At 66.5% G+C, this 16,819-nt stretch carries 10 protein-coding genes; 3 read left to right on the top strand and 7 right to left on the bottom strand.

Annotated elements, in window-relative coordinates; translation table 11 throughout:
* Positions 1-21: 21 nt before the first annotated feature.
* Positions 22-591: a hypothetical protein gene (locus U4Y88_RS15820; RefSeq protein WP_321784914.1), complete on the bottom strand. Its 570-nt coding sequence runs from the start codon at positions 589-591 to the stop codon at positions 22-24.
* Positions 592-734: 143 nt separating this feature from the next.
* Between U4Y88_RS15820 and U4Y88_RS15825 the strand changes: the two genes are divergently transcribed.
* Together U4Y88_RS15825 and U4Y88_RS15830 are read left to right on the top strand one after the other, a co-directional pair.
* On the top strand, positions 735-2,585 hold the full coding sequence (locus U4Y88_RS15825) for a VRR-NUC domain-containing protein (protein WP_321784916.1): 1,851 nt from the start codon (positions 735-737) through the stop codon (positions 2,583-2,585).
* Positions 2,582-4,855 carry an ATP-dependent DNA helicase gene (locus tag U4Y88_RS15830; RefSeq protein ID WP_321784918.1) on the top strand — a complete coding sequence of 758 codons (2,274 nt, stop codon included), beginning with the start codon at positions 2,582-2,584 and terminating at the stop codon, positions 4,853-4,855. Before U4Y88_RS15825 ends, U4Y88_RS15830 begins: the two co-directional genes overlap by 4 nt.
* A gap of 82 nt (positions 4,856-4,937) precedes the next feature.
* Here U4Y88_RS15830 and U4Y88_RS15835 read toward each other — a convergent pair whose 3' ends face one another.
* From U4Y88_RS15835 to xylA, 6 genes are all read right to left on the bottom strand, one after another.
* A complete protein-coding gene (locus U4Y88_RS15835; RefSeq protein ID WP_321784920.1) occupies positions 4,938-7,799 on the bottom strand; it encodes an ATP-dependent Clp protease ATP-binding subunit in 2,862 nt (953 codons plus the stop codon).
* A 477-nt stretch (positions 7,800-8,276) separates the two neighbouring features.
* A complete protein-coding gene (locus tag U4Y88_RS15840) occupies positions 8,277-9,476 on the bottom strand; it encodes a sugar ABC transporter permease (protein WP_224012586.1) in 1,200 nt (399 codons plus the stop codon).
* Positions 9,473-11,026 (bottom strand): D-xylose ABC transporter ATP-binding protein, encoded by a 1,554-nt coding sequence (gene xylG / locus U4Y88_RS15845; RefSeq protein ID WP_224012585.1) that lies wholly within the window; start codon positions 11,024-11,026, stop codon positions 9,473-9,475. Before xylG ends, U4Y88_RS15840 begins: the two co-directional genes overlap by 4 nt.
* Before the next feature lie 133 nt (positions 11,027-11,159).
* Entirely contained in the window at positions 11,160-12,188 is a 1,029-nt protein-coding gene (xylF, locus tag U4Y88_RS15850; RefSeq protein ID WP_224012584.1) for a D-xylose ABC transporter substrate-binding protein, read from the bottom strand.
* A 215-nt stretch (positions 12,189-12,403) separates the two neighbouring features.
* Positions 12,404-13,894, bottom strand: a complete 1,491-nt coding sequence (gene xylB, locus U4Y88_RS15855; RefSeq protein WP_321784922.1) for a xylulokinase — start codon at positions 13,892-13,894, stop codon at positions 12,404-12,406.
* A gap of 62 nt (positions 13,895-13,956) precedes the next feature.
* Positions 13,957-15,279: a xylose isomerase gene (xylA, locus tag U4Y88_RS15860; RefSeq protein ID WP_224012582.1), complete on the bottom strand. Its 1,323-nt coding sequence runs from the start codon at positions 15,277-15,279 to the stop codon at positions 13,957-13,959.
* Between the two features lie 271 nt (positions 15,280-15,550).
* On the opposite strand from xylA, the gene U4Y88_RS15865 reads away from it, so the two are divergent.
* Entirely contained in the window at positions 15,551-16,813 is a 1,263-nt protein-coding gene (locus U4Y88_RS15865; RefSeq protein WP_321784924.1) for a DNA-binding transcriptional regulator, read from the top strand.
* The last annotated feature ends 6 nt before the right edge of the window (positions 16,814-16,819 follow it).

Raw genomic sequence — 16,819 nt, forward strand, 5'->3', positions numbered from 1 at the left:
GCGCGCCTTGCGCGTGATCGCTTAGTCGTCCGCGCTGGCGTCGGACGCGGGCGTGGTCTTGGCGAGCGCGGCGGGCGCGAGCCAGTGGAACGACGTGAGGCTGCCGGTCTGGTCGTAGGTGCACTCGGCGGCGGCGGGCGTGGGCGGCGTCTTGTGCAGGCCGAGCTTCTGGGCGATCAGCGCGACGGGCGTCGTGGGCTTGGGTTCGGCCGCCTGTTTGGCCGACGCGTCGGAAGCCTGCGAAGCCGCAGCAGCCGAGGCCGTAGTGGCAGTCGTAGCAGTCGCCTTCGCGCCTTGCGCGCCGCTCGCACCGACAGCCGCCGAAGCCGCTGAAACGCCCGACGCGCCCGAAGCCGCGACCGCCCCGGAAGCCGGCAACATGGGACGTTCGAGATGCCCCTCGATCACCACGCGTTTGCCGCGATACGCGACGGCGGTATGCGTGACGTCGAGTTCGCCCAGCGACGTCTGGGTCAGCCGCGTGCGCATCTCCTGCGCGCACGCGCCCGGATTCTGGTACTGCGCGACGCATCCCGCGAGCAAGGTGACGCCGGCCACGAGGCCGACGAGGCTGACATTCCGTTTATTCATCGCTGTGTTCATGCGCTCGAAGCGCGGTTCGGTTTTCAGGCTGCGGCAATTGTAGCCTACGGCCGCCCGCGGCCCGCGTGGAACCGATGCGCGGCGGCGCGAGCCTGCTATCATCGCTGCTGTATATCCGTACAGTGCCGCGCGTGCTTCCCGACTCTCCCGATCCGTTCTATTACCTCGCGAACTTCGAGCGCGCGCTCGGCTGGCTCGACGCGCGCTGCGCCGACCTGTTCGACGACGAGGAGCGCCGTTTCCTGCGTGACTTCGGCGCGTTGCCGCGCGCCTCGCGCGCGCTGTTCGTGCGCATGCTGATGCGCAAAGGGCCGGATTTCCGCGCCAGCAAGCTCGACTATGCCGAGATCGGCTGTCCGCGTGCGGCCGCCGCGCCGCTGGTCGCGACTGGCTGGCTCGACGGCGCGCCCGTGCTCGCATTCGATGCGCTCGCCGCACTCGTCACGAAGGCGGAATTGCAGGCGCTGGCCGCGCGACTCGTTGACCCGCTCGCGCAGCTTGAACAAGCCGACGCCGCTTCGGCCTCGCGTGAAATCGACAACCCCGCCGCACTGGAAGCCCTGAAAACCCTGAAAGCGCTGGACAGACGCAGCGCCACGCGCGCCGCCCTCGTCGGCGCGCTCGAAGCCGCGCTGGCAACCGGCTCGCCCGCCGCGCGCGAATGGGCCGCGTGGTTCCCCGGCTCGCCCGACAGCGTGTTCCGCTTCAGCGCCGCCCCGCTCTGCGAGCGCCTGCGCCTGATGTTCTTCGGCAATCTGCGTCAGGACTGGACCGAATTCGTGCTTGCCGATCTGGGCGTCTACCGCTACGAACAGGTGCCGCTCGATGCGGCGTCGCGCGCGTTCCAGCAGCGCGACGACATCGACGCGTATCTGGCGCTGCGCGACTGCCGCGAGGCGCTCGAACTCGCCGACGATCCGGCCACGGGCCTCGCCTGCGCGCTCGATACGCTCGACGCGCTCGCGCCCCGCACGCACGGCAACGCCTGGCTGCGCGCGCGCCACGACCGTCTGCGCCACGCCGTGGGCCTCGCCGCCGAGCGCGCGAGCGCCGCCGAACTCGCCTGGCGCGCCTACGTGGACAGCGCGCACCCCGAATCGCGCTACCGGCGCGTGCGCGTGCTCGAACAACTCGGCCGACGCGACGAAGCCGAGGCGCTCGCGCAGACGATCGCCGCCGCGCCCGTCAACGAGGAAGAAGCGCAGCGCGCGGCGCGCACGCTCGGGCGCCTGCAACGCACGCGCGCGCGAAAACACGCCGATGCCGCGGCATCCGACGAAAAATCAACGTCAACGCCCACGCACGCCACGCTCACGCTGACCTTGCCCGCCGCCTGGGCCGATCTGCGCGTGGAAGAAGCGTCGCGCCTCGCGCTCACATGCGCCGACGCGCCCGTGTTCTACGTCGAGAACACGCTGATCAACAGCCTGTTCGGCCTGCTGTGCTGGCCTGCGCTGTTCGCGCCGCTGCCGGGCGCGTTCTTCCATCCGTTTCAGCGCGGCCCCGCCGACCTGCACGCCGCCGACTTCGTCGCGCGTCGCGCCGAGCGTTTCGCGGCCTGCCTCGCCGAACTCGACAGCGGCGCCTATCGCGCGACGATACGCGCGCGCTTCGCCGAAAAAACCGGCATCCAGTCGCCCTACGTCGCGTGGCCCGCGCTCGACGAGACGCTGCTCACCCTCGCGCTCGACTGCTTTCCGGCCGCGCATCTGCGCCTGTGGTTCGAGCGTCTGCTGCGCGAGCCCGCCGCCAACCGATCGGGTCTGCCCGACCTCGTGCGCTTCTGGCCGCGCGAGCGCCGCTACGAACTGATCGAGGTGAAAGGCCCCGGCGACCGCCTGCAGGACAACCAACGCCGCTGGCTCGCCTACTGCGCGGCCCACGGCATGCCTGTCACGGTGCTGCAGGCGCGCTGGGGAAGCGACGAGAGCGACAACAACGATCCGGCCACGCTCGCGGCCAATCCGGCATCGACGCGATGAGCTACACCGTCGCCGTGCGCACGCTCTGCGAGTTCACCGCGAAGCGCGGCGACCTCGACCTGCGCTTCACGCCCTCGCCCGACGCGAGCGAAGGCCGCGCCGGACACGCCGCCATCGCATCGCGCCGTCCGCCCGGCTATGAAACCGAAATCGCGCTCACGGGCACCGTCGGGACGCTGACCGTGCGCGGCCGCGCCGACGGCTACGATCCCGCGCAACGCCGCCTCGAAGAGTTCAAAACCTATCGCGGCGATCTCGACGCCATGCGCGAGAACCAGCGCGCACTGCACTGGGCGCAACTGCGCGTCTACGGCGCGCTGATGTGCGAAAAGCTCGGGCTCGACGCCATCGAACTCGCGCTCGTCTACTACGACATCGCCACGGCCCGCGAGACCGCGCTCACCGAACAGGCGAACGCCGCCGATCTGCGCGCCGCCTTCGAATCGCAGTGCGAACAATTTTCCGCGTGGGCCAAACAGGAAAGCGCCCACCGCGTCGCGCGCGACGCCGCGCTGATCGCGCTGCAACTGCCGCACGCGGACTTCCGTCACGGACAGCGCGATCTCGCCGAAGCCGTCTGGCGCGCCGCCACGCAAGCACGCTGCCTGCTCGCGCAGGCGCCCACCGGCATCGGCAAGACGATCGGCACGCTGTTTCCGCAATTGAAGGCGTGCGCGCGTGCGGGCATCGACAAGGTGCTGTTTCTGAGCGCGAAAAGCCCGGGACGTCAGCTCGCGCTCGATGCACTCGCGACGCTCGCCGATGCACAGCCGAATCGCGACACGCCGCTGCCGCTGCGCGTGCTCGAACTCGTGGCGCGCGACAAGGCCTGCGAGCATCCCGAACTCGCGTGCCATGGCGAATCGTGTCCGCTCGCGCGCGGCTTCTACGACCGCCTGCCCGCCGCGCGCTCGGCGGCGCTCGCACGCGTGCGGCTCGATCGCGCGGCGCTGCGCGACGTGGCGCGCGAGCACGCGGTCTGTCCGTACTATCTCGGCCAGGAACTCGCGCGCTGGAGCGACGTGATCGTCGGCGACTACAACTATTACTTCGACGTCAGCGCGATGCTGTTCATGCTCGCCGCGCACAATCAATGGCGCGCGAGTCTGCTCGTCGACGAAGCGCACAATCTGCCCGAACGCGCCCGCGCGATGTACTCGGCCGAACTCGTGCAGACACGCGTCGATGCCGTGAAGCGCGGCGCGAGCGCGCCGGTCAAGCGCGCGCTCACGCGGCTCACGCGCCACTGGAACGCAGAAAACGCCGTGCAGCCGCACGCGTGGCGCGCGAGCGACGCGTTGCCCGACGGCCTGATCGCCGCGCTCGGCGACGTGATCGGCGCCATCGGCGATCAGCTCGCGGAACCCGCGCTCGTGCGCGATCCCGAACTCGAACGCTTCTACTTCGACGCGCTGCATTTCGTGCGCATCGCCGAGCGCTTCGATTCGCATTCGATCTTCGACGTCACGCCGCTGCCCGCCGCGAGCACGGCGAAACGCACGCGCTCCACGCTCTGCATCCGCAACATCGTGCCGGCGGGCGCGTTGCGTCCCCGCGTGGCGGCGGCGCACAGCGTCACGCTGTTTTCCGCGACCCTCGCGCCCACGCACTATTACGCCGACATGCTCGGCCTGCCCGCAAACACGGTGAGCGTCGAGATCGGCACGCCGTTTCGCGCGGAGCAGCTCGACGTGCAGATCGCGCGTGACATTTCCACACGCTACAAGGACCGCGAGCGCTCGCTCGATGCGCTGGTCGCGCGCGTGGCCGCGCAATATGCGGCGCGGCCCGGCAACTATCTGTGTTTCTTCAGCAGCTACGAGTATCTGCAACGCGCCGCCGATGCGTTCGTCGCGCGTCATCCGCACGTGCCCGTGTGGATGCAGTCGCGCACGATGGACGAGGCGCAGCAGCAGGACTTCGTTGCGCGCTTCAAGGAAGGCGGCAGCGGCGTGGGCTTCGCGGTGCTCGGCGGCGCGTTCGGCGAAGGCATCGACCTGCCCGGCACGCGGCTGATCGGCACCTTCATCGCCACGCTCGGGATGCCGCAGGTGAACCCCGTGAACGAAGCGATTCGCGCGCGCATGGAGACGCTTTATGGCGCGGGCTTCGATTACACCTATCTGATACCCGGGCTGCGCAAGGTGGTGCAAGCCGCGGGCCGCGTGATCCGCACCGAAAGCGACAGCGGCGTGGTGCATCTGCTCGACGACCGCTTCGCGCGTCCCGACGTGCGTGCGCTGCTGCCCGGCTGGTGGGAAATCGGCTGAACGCCTTTCATCAGCATTCCGAATAAAATCTCGACGATAAAAAACTGGCGCCGCACACGACGCCAGTTTCGCTACGAACCCATCACGCCGATTTCGACTTGCCCGCGCCCTTGCCGTTCTTCTTCGACGGCGGTGGCGGCGGATCGCCTTCGGCGTCGTCGGCGGCAAGCTCCGGCGCGATCTCGTCGACATCGAGCTTCGCGGCTTTTCCGTCACCCTTCGCCTTCTTCGCGGGCTTGCTTTCCTTCACATCGGGCGGCACCGCGATCTTCTCGATGGTGACTTCCTCGGCGCTCGTGTCGTAGCCCAGTTCGACCGTATCGCCCGATTGCAGCGCGTCGCCGAGTATCTCCTTCGCGAGCCGCGTCTCCACGGCTTGGCGGATCTGCCGCTTGAGTTCGCGCGCGCCGAACTCGGGCTGATAGCCCACCTCGACGAGATGATCGACGAGCGCCGCGCTCATCTTCAGCGTGATGCCCTGCGCCGCCGCCGTGCGCGTCACGCGGTCGAGCTGGATCTGCACGATGTTGCGGATGTTGTCCTTCGAGAGCGCATGGAAGACGATGATCTCGTCGATGCGGTTAAGGAACTCGGGACGGAAATGCCCCTTGAGCACTTTCATCAATTCGCCGCGCACGTCCTTCTCGCTCTTGCGCTTCGCCTCGGGCTGCTCGAGGTTCTCCATGATGATCGACGCGCCCAGATTGCTCGTCGCGATGATGATCGTGTTGCTGAAGTCCACGACGCGCCCTTTGCCGTCGGTGAGGCGGCCGTCGTCGAACACTTGCAGCAGCACGTTGTACACGTCGGGGTGCGCCTTCTCGATCTCGTCGAGCAGAATCACGCAGTACGGGCGGCGCCGCACGCGTTCGGTCAACTGTCCGCCTTCGTCGTAGCCCACGTAGCCCGGCGGCGCGCCGATCAGCCGCGCGACCGCGTGGCGCTCCATATACTCGCTCATGTCGATGCGGATGATCGCCTGCTCGTCGCCGAACACGGTTTCAGCCAGCGCCTTCGCGAGTTCGGTCTTGCCGACGCCCGTCGGCCCGAGGAACAGGAACGTGGCAATCGGCCGATGCTCCTGGCCGAGCCCCGCGCGCGACAGCCGCACCGCGTCGCTCACGGCCACTACGGCGTCGCTCTGTCCGACCACGCGTTCGCGCAGCGTCTCTTCCATCTTGAGCAGCTTCTGGCGCTCCTCCTGCGTGAGATCGGCGACCGGAATGCCGGTGAGCCGCGACACGACTTCGGCAATCGACGCCACCGTGACTTCAAGCGTTTCCGAACCGGTCTTGCGCTGCCACGCCTCGGTGAGCTCGTCGAGCTTCGCCTGCTTGTCCTTGATGCGCTCCTCGAAATTCTTGGCCTCGTCGTAGCGCTTGCGCGAGGACGCGTAATCCTGCTCGCGCTTGAGCTGCACGATCTCTGCTTCGAGCTCCTGAATATCGGCGGGCCGCGAGGTCGCGCCGATTCGCACGCGCGCGGCCGCCTGATCGATCAGATCGATCGCCTTGTCGGGCAGAAAGCGCGACGTGATATAGCGATCCGACAATTCGGCGGCGGCTACGAAAGCATCGTCGGCGAAGGTGACCTGATGGTGCGCCTCCAGCTTGTCGCGCAAGCCGCGCAGAATCACGATGGTTTGTTCGACCGTCGGCTCGGGCACCAGCACGGGCTGGAAGCGCCGTTCGAGCGCCGCGTCCTTCTCGATGTACTTCTGATACTCGTTGAGCGTGGTCGCGCCGATCAGACTCAGCTCGCCGCGCGCGAGCGCAGGCTTGAGCACGTTCGCGATATCGAGCCCGCCCTCGCCGCCGCCCTGCCCCGCGCCCACGATGGTGTGCAGTTCGTCGATAAAGAGAATCAGCTCGTCGTTCTTCGCGGTCACTTCGTCGATCAACTGCTTGGCGCGCTCCTCGAATTCGCCGCGATATTTCGCGCCCGCGACCATCGAGTTGATATTGACCTCGACGAGCCGTTTGCCGCGCAGCACCTCGGGCACGTCGCCGTTCACGATACGCTGCGCGAGCCCTTCGACGATGGCCGTCTTGCCCACGCCCGGCTCGCCGATCAGCACCGGATTATTCTTCTTGCGGCGCGCGAGCACTTCGATCGTGTTCTCGATTTCCTGCGCGCGGCCGAGCACCGGATCGAGCTTGCCCTGGCGCGCCATCGCGGTGAGATCGCGGCCGAACTTGTCGAGCGTGGGCGTGTTGGTGGGCGCATCCACGCGGCCGTCTTCCGCGCCCTTGCCCACCACCTTCACCACTTTCTGGCGCAGCGCCTCGGGCGTCACGCCGTACTTCTTGAGCAGCGTGCCCGCGATGCTGTCCGGCACCGCAGCAAGACCGATCAGCAGATGCTCGGGACCCACATAGGAATGGCCGAGATCGCGCGACGCCTGAAACGCGAACTGAAACGCTTTCTTCAGACGCGGCGAGATCGTCATCTTGTCGATGGCCGCATCCTCGCGCGCGGTGCCTTGTTGCGCGTGCGCGTCGATATAGCCCTGGATGTCCTGCGGCGAAAGCTTCAGCTCCTTGAGCAGCGCCGCGCAAACGTCGGTGTCGGCGAGCACGTAGAGCAGGTGCTCGGTGTCGAGTTCGGTGCGGCGCAACTCGTGCGCTTTCTCGGCCGCGCGTTGCAGGATTTCGAGGGTCTGTTCGCTGAACGCGTCGGTGGCGTCGACCGATTCGCGCGGCACTTCGGCGGAAAAGCCGTGGTCGTCGTCATCATCGTGACCGCCGCCTTCCATGCCGCCGAAGAAGCGCGACAAGCCGCCGCCGCCCAGCAGCGAATCAAAGGGATTGACCATGCTTTGATGGCGCATCAGCTGGCGATAGTCGTAGTCGCAGATCGACATCGACTTGCGCTCGCCGTTTTGCACGACGGTCACGCGCGCGACCGCGGGCCGCGCATTGCAGATTTCGCAGAGGGTAGGCATGACGGACTTGTCTCCTGTTCGGCACCGTGCCGCAGCGCGCGGAACGGCACGACGCAACGCGGGTTGCGCCGGAAAAGTGACAGAGCGGCGGTGACGCACACGAGGCGCGCGACACCGTGGCGAAGAAGGCCGGGCGGGCGGCGTAAGACACGCGCCAGAGGCACACGGCGAAACGATTGTGGCAGGATTCCCGGCGACACGTCTCGAAGCTGCATCAGGCGTACGCATTGCTGCGCGCCCTGCAATAAACCATGACGAACGACGGAAGCATGCGTTCATCATGCCCGCAGCCAGCGGGCCGTGATAGCACGTCAGGCCGATAAAAGAAAACGGGCGGAACCGATGGTCCGCCCGTTTTAGTCTGCGCGTTGTACTCGCCCACTACACATTCGCGCGATGTGCGTCACATGTCCGGCTTCACGCGAGATCAATCACGTTTGCTATTGCCGCCCTATTTCGTCAGCGACATCAACAACATCAACGACGATTCGATCCCGACACCACATCCACCCACACGGCGAGCACGAGAATGCCGCCCTTCACGATCATCTGCCAGTACGCGTCCACATCGAGCATCGACATGCCGTTGTCGAGACTCGCCATCACGAGCGCGCCGATCAACGCGCCATAGACCGTGCCCGAGCCGCCGCGCATCGACGTGCCGCCGATGAAGCACGCCGCGATCGCATCGAGTTCGCCCATCGTGCCCGCCGACGGCGAGCCCGCCGCGAGACGCGCGGTGTTCACCATGCCCGCCACCGCGCACATGAGGCCCATCAGCGCGAAGATCGCGAGCTTCACGCGATTCGTGTTGACGCCCGAAAGACGCGTCGCTTCGAGATTCGATCCCACGGCGTAGATGCGGCGGCCGAACACCGTTTGCGTGGCGACCCACGTGAAGATGCCGAGCAGCGCGAGCAGCAGCAGCACTGGCACGGGAATGCCACCGTAGCTGTCGAGCATGAGCACGAAAGCCAGCACGATCGCGCCCGCGCCGACGATCTTCACGGCGTCCTGCCAGAGCGGCACCACGCTCAACTGATAACGGCGGCGATTCGCACGCTGACGCACCGTGAGCACGGCGAGCAGCACGAACAGCGCAAACGCAATCACGTCGCCCACGACACGCGGCAGATAGCCTTGACCGATAAATACAAAGGAATCCGAAACGGGTGCAATCGTCGATCCGCCCGTGATGCCCAGCAGCACGCCGCGAAACGCCAGCATGCCGCCGAGACCGACGATGAATGACGGCACGCGACGATACGTCGACCACCAGCCGTTGAACAGCCCGATCAGCACGCCGAGCGCGAGCACCACGGGCACCGTCACGCCAATCGGCCAGTGCCGGTTCACGTCGAGTATCGCCGCCACGCCGCCGAGCAGACCGAGCAGCGAACCCACCGACAAATCGATCTCGCCCGCGATGATGACGAACACCATGCCGCACGCGAGCATGCCGGTGATCGACATCTGCCGCAGCAGGTTCGAGACGTTGCGCGGCGTGACGAACGCGCCGTGCGTGAGCACCGAGAAAAACACCCAGATCGCCGCGACGGCGAGCAGCAAGGCGAGGATCTTGTAGCGCGCGAACAGTTGCTGGAAGCGCAGGCCGAGGCCGCTGCCGCCCGGCAACTGATCTTCGCGCGCGGCGGGGGTCGTGACGTCTGGGGTCATGCTGCACTCTCTGCGATAGGTTGGGCACGCGCGCTCTGAATCGCGGCGCCGAGAATATGTTCCTGCGTCAGGCCTTCGTTGACGAAGTCGCCGCGCAATTCGCCCTCGCCGATCACGAGCACGCGGTCGCTCACGCCAAGCACTTCCGGCAGCTCCGACGACACCATCACGATCGCCACGCCGCGCTTCGCGAGCTGGAACATGAGCTTGTAGATCTCGTACTTCGCGCCGACGTCCACGCCACGCGTGGGTTCGTCGAGGATCAGCACCTTCGGGTCGGTCAGCAGCATCTTCGTGAGCACGGCCTTCTGCTGATTGCCGCCCGAGAGACTCGCGATCGACAGCATGGGATTGGCCGCGCGCACCGACAAACGCTGCATTTCCGTGCGGATCGTGTCGAGTTCGGCGGCGGCGTCGATGCGTCCGCGCTTCGCGAAACGCTCCAGCACCGAGAGCGTGATGTTGTGGCCCACGCCCAGTTGCGGCACGATGCCGTGACGCTTGCGGTCCTCGGGCACCATGGCGATGCCCGCGCGAATCGCGTCGAGCGGCGAGCCGATCTTGAGCGGCTTGCCTTCGAGCATGACGCTCGCCGAATACGCGCCCGCATACGCGCCGAAGATCGCCTGCATGGTCTCCGTGCGCCCCGCGCCCACGAGCCCGGCCACGCCGAGAATCTCGCCGCGCCGCACTGAGAACGACACATCGTCCACGCGTTTGCGGCGCGGATTCGTCACGTCGTAGCAGGTCACGTTGCGCGCCTCGAACATCACTTCGCCGATCTCGTGCGGCTCGCGCGGAAAGAGGTTTTTGATCTCGCGGCCCACCATCATCGCGATCACGCGGTCGGTCGTGAGCGAGGCCATCGGCTCGGTCGCCACATGCTTGCCGTCGCGGATCACGGTGACGGTATCGCAGACGGCTTCGACTTCATCGAGCTTGTGCGAAATGTAGACGCAGGCCACGCCGCGTCGCTTCAGATCGCGCACGATGTCGAGCAGGATCTTCGTCTCGGCCGCCGTGAGCGACGAGGACGGCTCGTCGAGAATCAGCAGCTTCGCGCGCTTGTTGAGCGCCTTCGCAATTTCAATGAGTTGCTGATGGCCGCCGCCGTAATTCATCACGGGCTGCGCCACGTTGATGGCGTCGATGTTCAGTTCGCGCAGCAATTCGTCGGCGCGCCGGTACATCGCCGCGTAATTCATGCGCCCGCCAGGCAGCGTGATTTCGTTGCCGAGAAAGATGTTCTCGGCGACGGAAAGCTCCGGCACGAGCATCAATTCCTGATGGATGATGACGATGCCCGCGCGTTCGGTGTCGCGCACGCTGTGCGCTTCGAGCGGCGCGCCTTCCCAGCGGATTTCGCCGCTCCAGGTGCCATGCGGATAGACGCCCGAGAGCACTTTCATCAGCGTGGATTTGCCCGCGCCGTTCTCGCCGCACAGGCCCACGCATTCGCCAGGGCGCACCGTGAGGTCGATGCCGTCGAGCGCCTTCACGCCCGCGAAGGATTTGACGATGCCGCGCATCGTCAGCAAGGGTTCGGTCATACGCTATGCGCCAATCTGTCGAGGTCTGCTTGTTCGGGTGAGCGTGACGACACCGCTCACTGCGCCCGCGCGCGGCGCGTTTTAATTCGCCGCGCGCGGGCCCCTGCACTGCCTGACTGCGTGCCAGTCGACCTTATTGGCTCGCCAGTTGCGCCTGCGTATAGAAGCCGTCCTTCACGACCACGTCGACATTGCTCTTGGTAAGCAGCGTCGGTTGCAGCAGCACCGTGTCGACCTTCTTCTTGCCGTTGTCGTATTGCGCGTTGAAGGCAGGCTTCTGGCCCTTCGCGAGATCGACGGCGAGCTTTGCCGCTTCGCCCGCGATCAGCTTGAGCGGCTTGTAGACCGTCATCGTCTGCGTGCCGGCGACCACGCGCTTGACCGCCGCGAGATCGGCGTCCTGGCCCGAGACCGGCACCTTGCCCGCGAGATGCTGCGCGGCCAGCGCCTGAATCGCGCCGCCGGCCGTGCCGTCGTTCGAGGCGACCACCGCGTCGATCTTGTTGTTGTTCGCCGTGAGCGCGTCTTCCATGATGCGCAGCGCCGTCGAAGCGCTCCACTCCGGCACCCACTGCTGGCCGACCACCTTGATGTCGCCGCGATCGATCGCGGGCTTGAGCACCTTCAGCTGGCCTTCGCGCAGCATCTTCGCGTTGTTGTCGGTCGGCGCGCCGCCGAGCAGGAAGTAGTTGCCCTTCGGCTGCGCGTTATACACGCCCTGCGCCTGCAGCTCGCCGACCTTCTCGTTGTCGAACGAGATATAGGCGTCGATGTTGGCGTCGAGAATCAGGCGGTCATACGACACCACCTTGATGCCCGCCTTCTTCGCTTCGGCCACGACGTTGCCGAGCGTCTTCGAATTGAACGGCACGATCACGATCACGTCCACGCCGCGCGAGATCAGATTTTCGATCTGCGAAATCTGGCGTTCCTCGCTCGCGTCCGCGGATTGCACCGACACTTTCGCGCCGAGTTTTTCCGCTGCCGCCACGAAATAATCGCGATCGCGCGACCAGCGCTCGACGCGCAGATCGTCGATACAGAAACCGATTTCCGGATGATCCTTGCTCGCGTGGGCGAGCGGCGCGGCCAGCGACAGGCTCGCGAGCACGGCGCCGCAAACGAGCGACCCCAGAACCGAACGGCGTTTGGCGAATTGCATGTCTCCACTCCTCGTAATGGCGAGCGCCGGCCGCGCACTGCGCGGCGACGGCGCGTCATGGCGTTGTAGTTGATGATGAAGTGCACGCGCGGGAAGCTTGCGCGGAAAACGAACTAACCGGGAACGATCCAACTTCTGGCGATGCAACTGCGGGTCTTGCAGGAAACCGCGCGGCTACGCTGGCCGCGCGGAAACTTCGTCGTCGCCGCCGCGTTTCAGGCGCCGGTGGCGAAAACCGGTTCGAGCGCTGCATAGAGCGCACGAAATGTCGGACGGCGCGCCTCGCGATACCACGCATGACGCGCGGCATCGGGTTCGCGCAAGGCGAGCACGGGCGGCTGCGGACACACGGATTCGAGCGGCGCATCCGGTTCGAGCGCGAGATGCGCGAGACGCGCCGCGCCCAGCGCCGGGCCGACTTCACCGCCCGCGCGCAAGGTAAGCGCGCGGCCGCTGATATCGGCGAGCATCTGCGTCCAGTAGGCGCTGCGCGAGCCGCCGCCGATCACTGTGATCGTCTCCGGCACGAGCCCCGCTGCGTGCAGTGCGTCCATGCCGTCGAGCAGCGCGAAACCCACGCCTTCGAGCGTGGCGTTGGCGAGATCGGCGCGCGAGGTTTGCGGCGTCATGCCGTAGAACACGCCCTTCGCGTTGACGTTGTTGTGCGGCGTGCGCTCGCCGCTCAGGTACGGCAGGAACCACGGACGGCGCGCGTCGAGATCGACGTTCGTGTGCGCCTGCGCATCAGCCAGCATCGCGCCGACGTTCTCGTAGTTCGTGAGTTGCGCGGTGAAGTCGAGACAGCTCGCCGCGTTGAGCATCACCGACATCAGATGCCAGGTGCGCGGCAGCGCATGGCAGAAGCTGTGCACGGCGGAATCGGGGTTGGCGAGAAAGCCGTCCGAGACCGCGAAATACACGCCGGAAGTGCCGAGCGAGAGCATGGCGTCGCCGGGACGCACGATGCCCACGCCCACCGCGCCCGCCGCGTTATCGCCGCCGCCCGCCACCACGGGAATCTCGCGCAGGCCGAATGCCTTCGCGAGTTCGGGACGCAGCTTGCCGGTCACCTGATTGCCTTCGACCACAGGCGGCATCTGCGCGCGCGTGAGTCCGCAGGCGGACAGCAGCGTGTCGCAATAGTCGCGCTTCGCGACGTCGAGCCAGAGCGTGCCCGCCGCGTCGGACGGATCGGTCGCGAACACGCCCGTGAGCAGCCAGCGAAGATAGTCCTTCGGCAGCAGCACATGCGCGATGCGCGCGAAGATGTCCGGCTCGTGCTTGCGCACCCAGAGCAGCTTGGGCGCGGTGAAGCCCGGCATCGCCAGATTGCCCGCCAGCGCGTGCAGTTCCGGCACCGCGCGTTCGAGTTCGATACATTCGGTGTCCGAACGACCGTCGTTCCAGAGGATCGCGGGACGCAGCACCTCGCCGTTCGCATCGAGCAGCGTCGCGCCGTGCATCTGGCCCGTGAGGCCGAGCGCTTCGATGCGATCCGTGTCGATGCCGTTGCGACGCGCCTCGTCGAGCAACGCGCCCAGCGCGGCGCGCGCGGCCTGCCACCAGTCCTGCGGCGCCTGCTCGGACCAGCGCGGCTGCGGGCGGCTTGCCGTGAGCGGCGCGCTCGCGGTGCCGAGCACGTCGCCCGCGCGATCGAGCAGCACGGCCTTGACGCCCGAGGTGCCGAGGTCGATACCGATGAACATTGTCTCCATCCTTTATTCTGGCGGCGCGCGCTCACTGGCGCGCGTCCGCCTGCTTCACCGACTTAGCGCAGACCGTAAATCGCCTGATTGACGACGTTTTCGAGCCGCTCCTGGTGACCGCTCGCATGGTGCGGATTGACGCCGTGCGCAGCCGCGTCGGCCGCCAGCGACGACAGCGAGAAACCGCCCGAGAGAATCTTGCGGCCGAACTCCGTATCCCAGCCCGCGTAGCGCTGCCGCTTGAACTGTTCGAGCCGATCGTTTTCGACCAGCACAGCCGCGCGTTCGAGCGCCAGCGCGAGCACGTCGATGGCGCCGACGTGGCCGTAGAACATGTCAGCGGGATCGCTGCTCTGGCGGCGCACTTTCGCGTCGAAATTCATGCCGCCGGTCGTGAAGCCGCCGTGGCGCAGAATCTCGTAGAACGCCAGCGTCAGTTCCTCGACGCTGTTCGGGAACTGGTCGGTATCCCAGCCGTTTTGCGGATCGCCGCGATTGGCGTCCACGCTGCCGAAGATGCCGAGCGCGTAAGCCATGGCGATTTCGTGATGGAACGAATGGCCCGCGAGCGTCGCGTGATTGGCCTCGATGTTCACGCGGATTTCATTCTGGAGTCCGTACTGTGTGAGGAAACCGTGCACGGTCGCCACATCGTAATCGTACTGATGCTTGGTGGGCTCCTGCGGCTTCGGCTCGATCAGCAGCGCGCCCTTGAAGCCGATGCGCTCCTTGTGCTCCACCACCATCGAGAGAAAGCGCGCGAACTGGTCGCGCTCGCGCACGAGATCGGTATTGAGCAGCGTGTCGTAGCCTTCGCGGCCGCCCCACAGCACGTAGTTGTCGCCGCCGAGCTTGTGCGTGGCGTCGAGCGCGTGGCACACCTGGGTGGCCGCGTAAGCGAACACTTCGGGGTTCGGGCTCGTGGCCGCGCCGCCCGCATAACGCGGATGCGAGAACAGATTCGCCGTGCCCCAGAGCAGCTTCATGCCGCTCGACTGCTGCTTCGCGCCGAGGTAATCGACCATGCGCGCGAAGTTTTCGGTGTAGTCCTTCAGGTCCTTGCCTTCGGGCGCGACGTCGGTGTCGTGGAAGGTATAGAACGGCACGCCGAGTTTCGTGAAGAATTCGAACGCGGCGTCGGCCTTCTGATGCGCGCGCTCCATGGCGTCGCCGGGCTGCTGCCACGGACGATTGAACGTGCCCTGCCCGAAGATGTCGACGCCCGGCCACACGAACGAATGCCAGTAGCACGCGGCGATGCGCAGATGCTCCTCGAGCGTCTTGCCGAGCACCTTCTTCGTGCGGTCGTAATGGTGATAGGCAAGCGGATTATCCGATTGCGGACCTTCGTAGCGAATCGCGGGAATGGCTTCGAAATACGACATGGCGTCTCCGGTTATGTTGCGGCGCAACGGCACGCGCCTTGCAATGTGACGCCATACTGCCCGCGACGCGCGAAGGCGGGCAATTGCGAAATTGCGCGACCCGCGTAACGTTTCCTGCCAGTGCACTGCCGCGTACGCGCACACGGGCCGCAGTGAGCCTAAAATAACCGCACACTTAAAACAGCCCGCGCCGCGCGCACCCTGCGCCGCGCCAGACACGGAGACAGCCGCGCCCGCGAACCGCAGGTTTGCAGACGCCCCGCGACACGCCATGAACCGCGCCCCTGCTTCCCAGACATCGCATCGGATCGCGCTCCTCTTCAACGCGAACAAGGTGTACGACCGCGAGATCATCGCGGGCATCGGCCATTACCTGCGCTCGACGCGCGTGGCGTGGGATCTGTTTCTCGAAGAGGACTTCCGCTGCCGCCTCGCGGGCATCGAGCGCTTCGAGGGCGACGGCATCATCGCCGACTTCGACGACCCCGCCGTGGCCGAGGCGCTGCAAGGCTGCCCGCTGCCGGTCGTGGCCGTGGGCTCGTCGTTCGAGGACGCCGCGCACTATCCCGCCGATCTGCCCTATATCGCCACCGACAACCGCAAGCTCGTCTCGCTCGCGTGGACGCATCTGATCGGCGCGGGGCTGCCGCATCTGGCGATGTACAGCCTGCCCGTCGCGCAGGAGAACCGCTGGGCGCAGGAACGCGAGCTCGCGTTTCAGGCGCTCGCGCGCGAGGAAGACGTCGAAGCGCCGATCTATCGCGGTCTCGCGACCAGCGCGCCATCGTGGAATCAGGCCTCGGAGCAACTGGGCGTCTGGCTCAACGCGCTGCCCAAGCCCGTCGGCGTGATCGCCGTGACCGATGCGCGCGCGCGCCAACTGCTGCAAGCCTGCCTGATGCACGGCATCGCGGTGCCCGAGCAGGTGGCGATCATCGGCATCGACAACGATCCGCTCACGCGCACGCTCACGCGCATTCCGCTGTCGTCGGTGATTCAGGGCACCGAGGAAATGGGCAAGACCGCCGCGCACATGCTGCATCAGATGCTCGGCGGCGCTCGCTTTCCGGGGCGGCGCATTCTGGTGCCGCCCGTCGGCATCAACGTGCTCGAATCGACGCGCCACGAACCGCTGTCGAGCCCGCACGTCATGCGCGCGCGCCACTTCATCCGCCAGTACGCGTGCCAGGGCATCAAGACCGAGCAGGTCGCCGATTACGTGGGCGTGTCGCGCTCGTCGCTCGAAGAGTATTTCCGGCGCGAGCGGCACTGCACCGTCCACCAGGAAATCCTGCGCCACAAGCTCGACGCCGCGAAAACGATGCTCGCGAGCCGCGACGCATCGAGCGCCGAAGTGGCGATCCGCTGCGGCTTCACCTCGCTGCAATATATGTACGCCGTGTTCCGGCGCGAGCTCGGCTGCACGCCGCGCGAGTATCAGGACAGCGTGACGCCGCCTGCTTCTACGTCAACATCGGCGTCAACTTCTGCGTCAACTCCGGCGTCCACTCCTTCAACGCACACCGCGGGCTGATTGCGG

The sequence above is a fragment of the Paraburkholderia sp. J94 genome (assembly GCF_905220285.1).
GTDB classification, from domain to species: domain Bacteria; phylum Pseudomonadota; class Gammaproteobacteria; order Burkholderiales; family Burkholderiaceae; genus Paraburkholderia; species Paraburkholderia tropica_A.

Excerpts from the sequence above, each read along its gene's own strand:
- U4Y88_RS15820 (WP_321784914.1), bottom strand. The coding sequence starts at position 591 with ATGAATAAACGGAATGTCAGCCTCGTCGGCCTCGTGGCCGGCGTCACC.
- U4Y88_RS15830 (WP_321784918.1), top strand. The coding sequence starts at position 2,582 with ATGAGCTACACCGTCGCCGTGCGCACGCTCTGCGAGTTCACCGCGAAG.
- U4Y88_RS15835 (WP_321784920.1), bottom strand. The coding sequence starts at position 7,799 with ATGCCTACCCTCTGCGAAATCTGCAATGCGCGGCCCGCGGTCGCGCGC.
- U4Y88_RS15840 (WP_224012586.1), bottom strand. The coding sequence starts at position 9,476 with ATGACCCCAGACGTCACGACCCCCGCCGCGCGCGAAGATCAGTTGCCG.
- xylG (WP_224012585.1), bottom strand. The coding sequence starts at position 11,026 with ATGACCGAACCCTTGCTGACGATGCGCGGCATCGTCAAATCCTTCGCG.
- xylF (WP_224012584.1), bottom strand. The coding sequence starts at position 12,188 with ATGCAATTCGCCAAACGCCGTTCGGTTCTGGGGTCGCTCGTTTGCGGC.
- xylB (WP_321784922.1), bottom strand. The coding sequence starts at position 13,894 with ATGTTCATCGGTATCGACCTCGGCACCTCGGGCGTCAAGGCCGTGCTG.
- xylA (WP_224012582.1), bottom strand. The coding sequence starts at position 15,279 with ATGTCGTATTTCGAAGCCATTCCCGCGATTCGCTACGAAGGTCCGCAA.
- U4Y88_RS15865 (WP_321784924.1), top strand. The coding sequence starts at position 15,551 with ATGAACCGCGCCCCTGCTTCCCAGACATCGCATCGGATCGCGCTCCTC.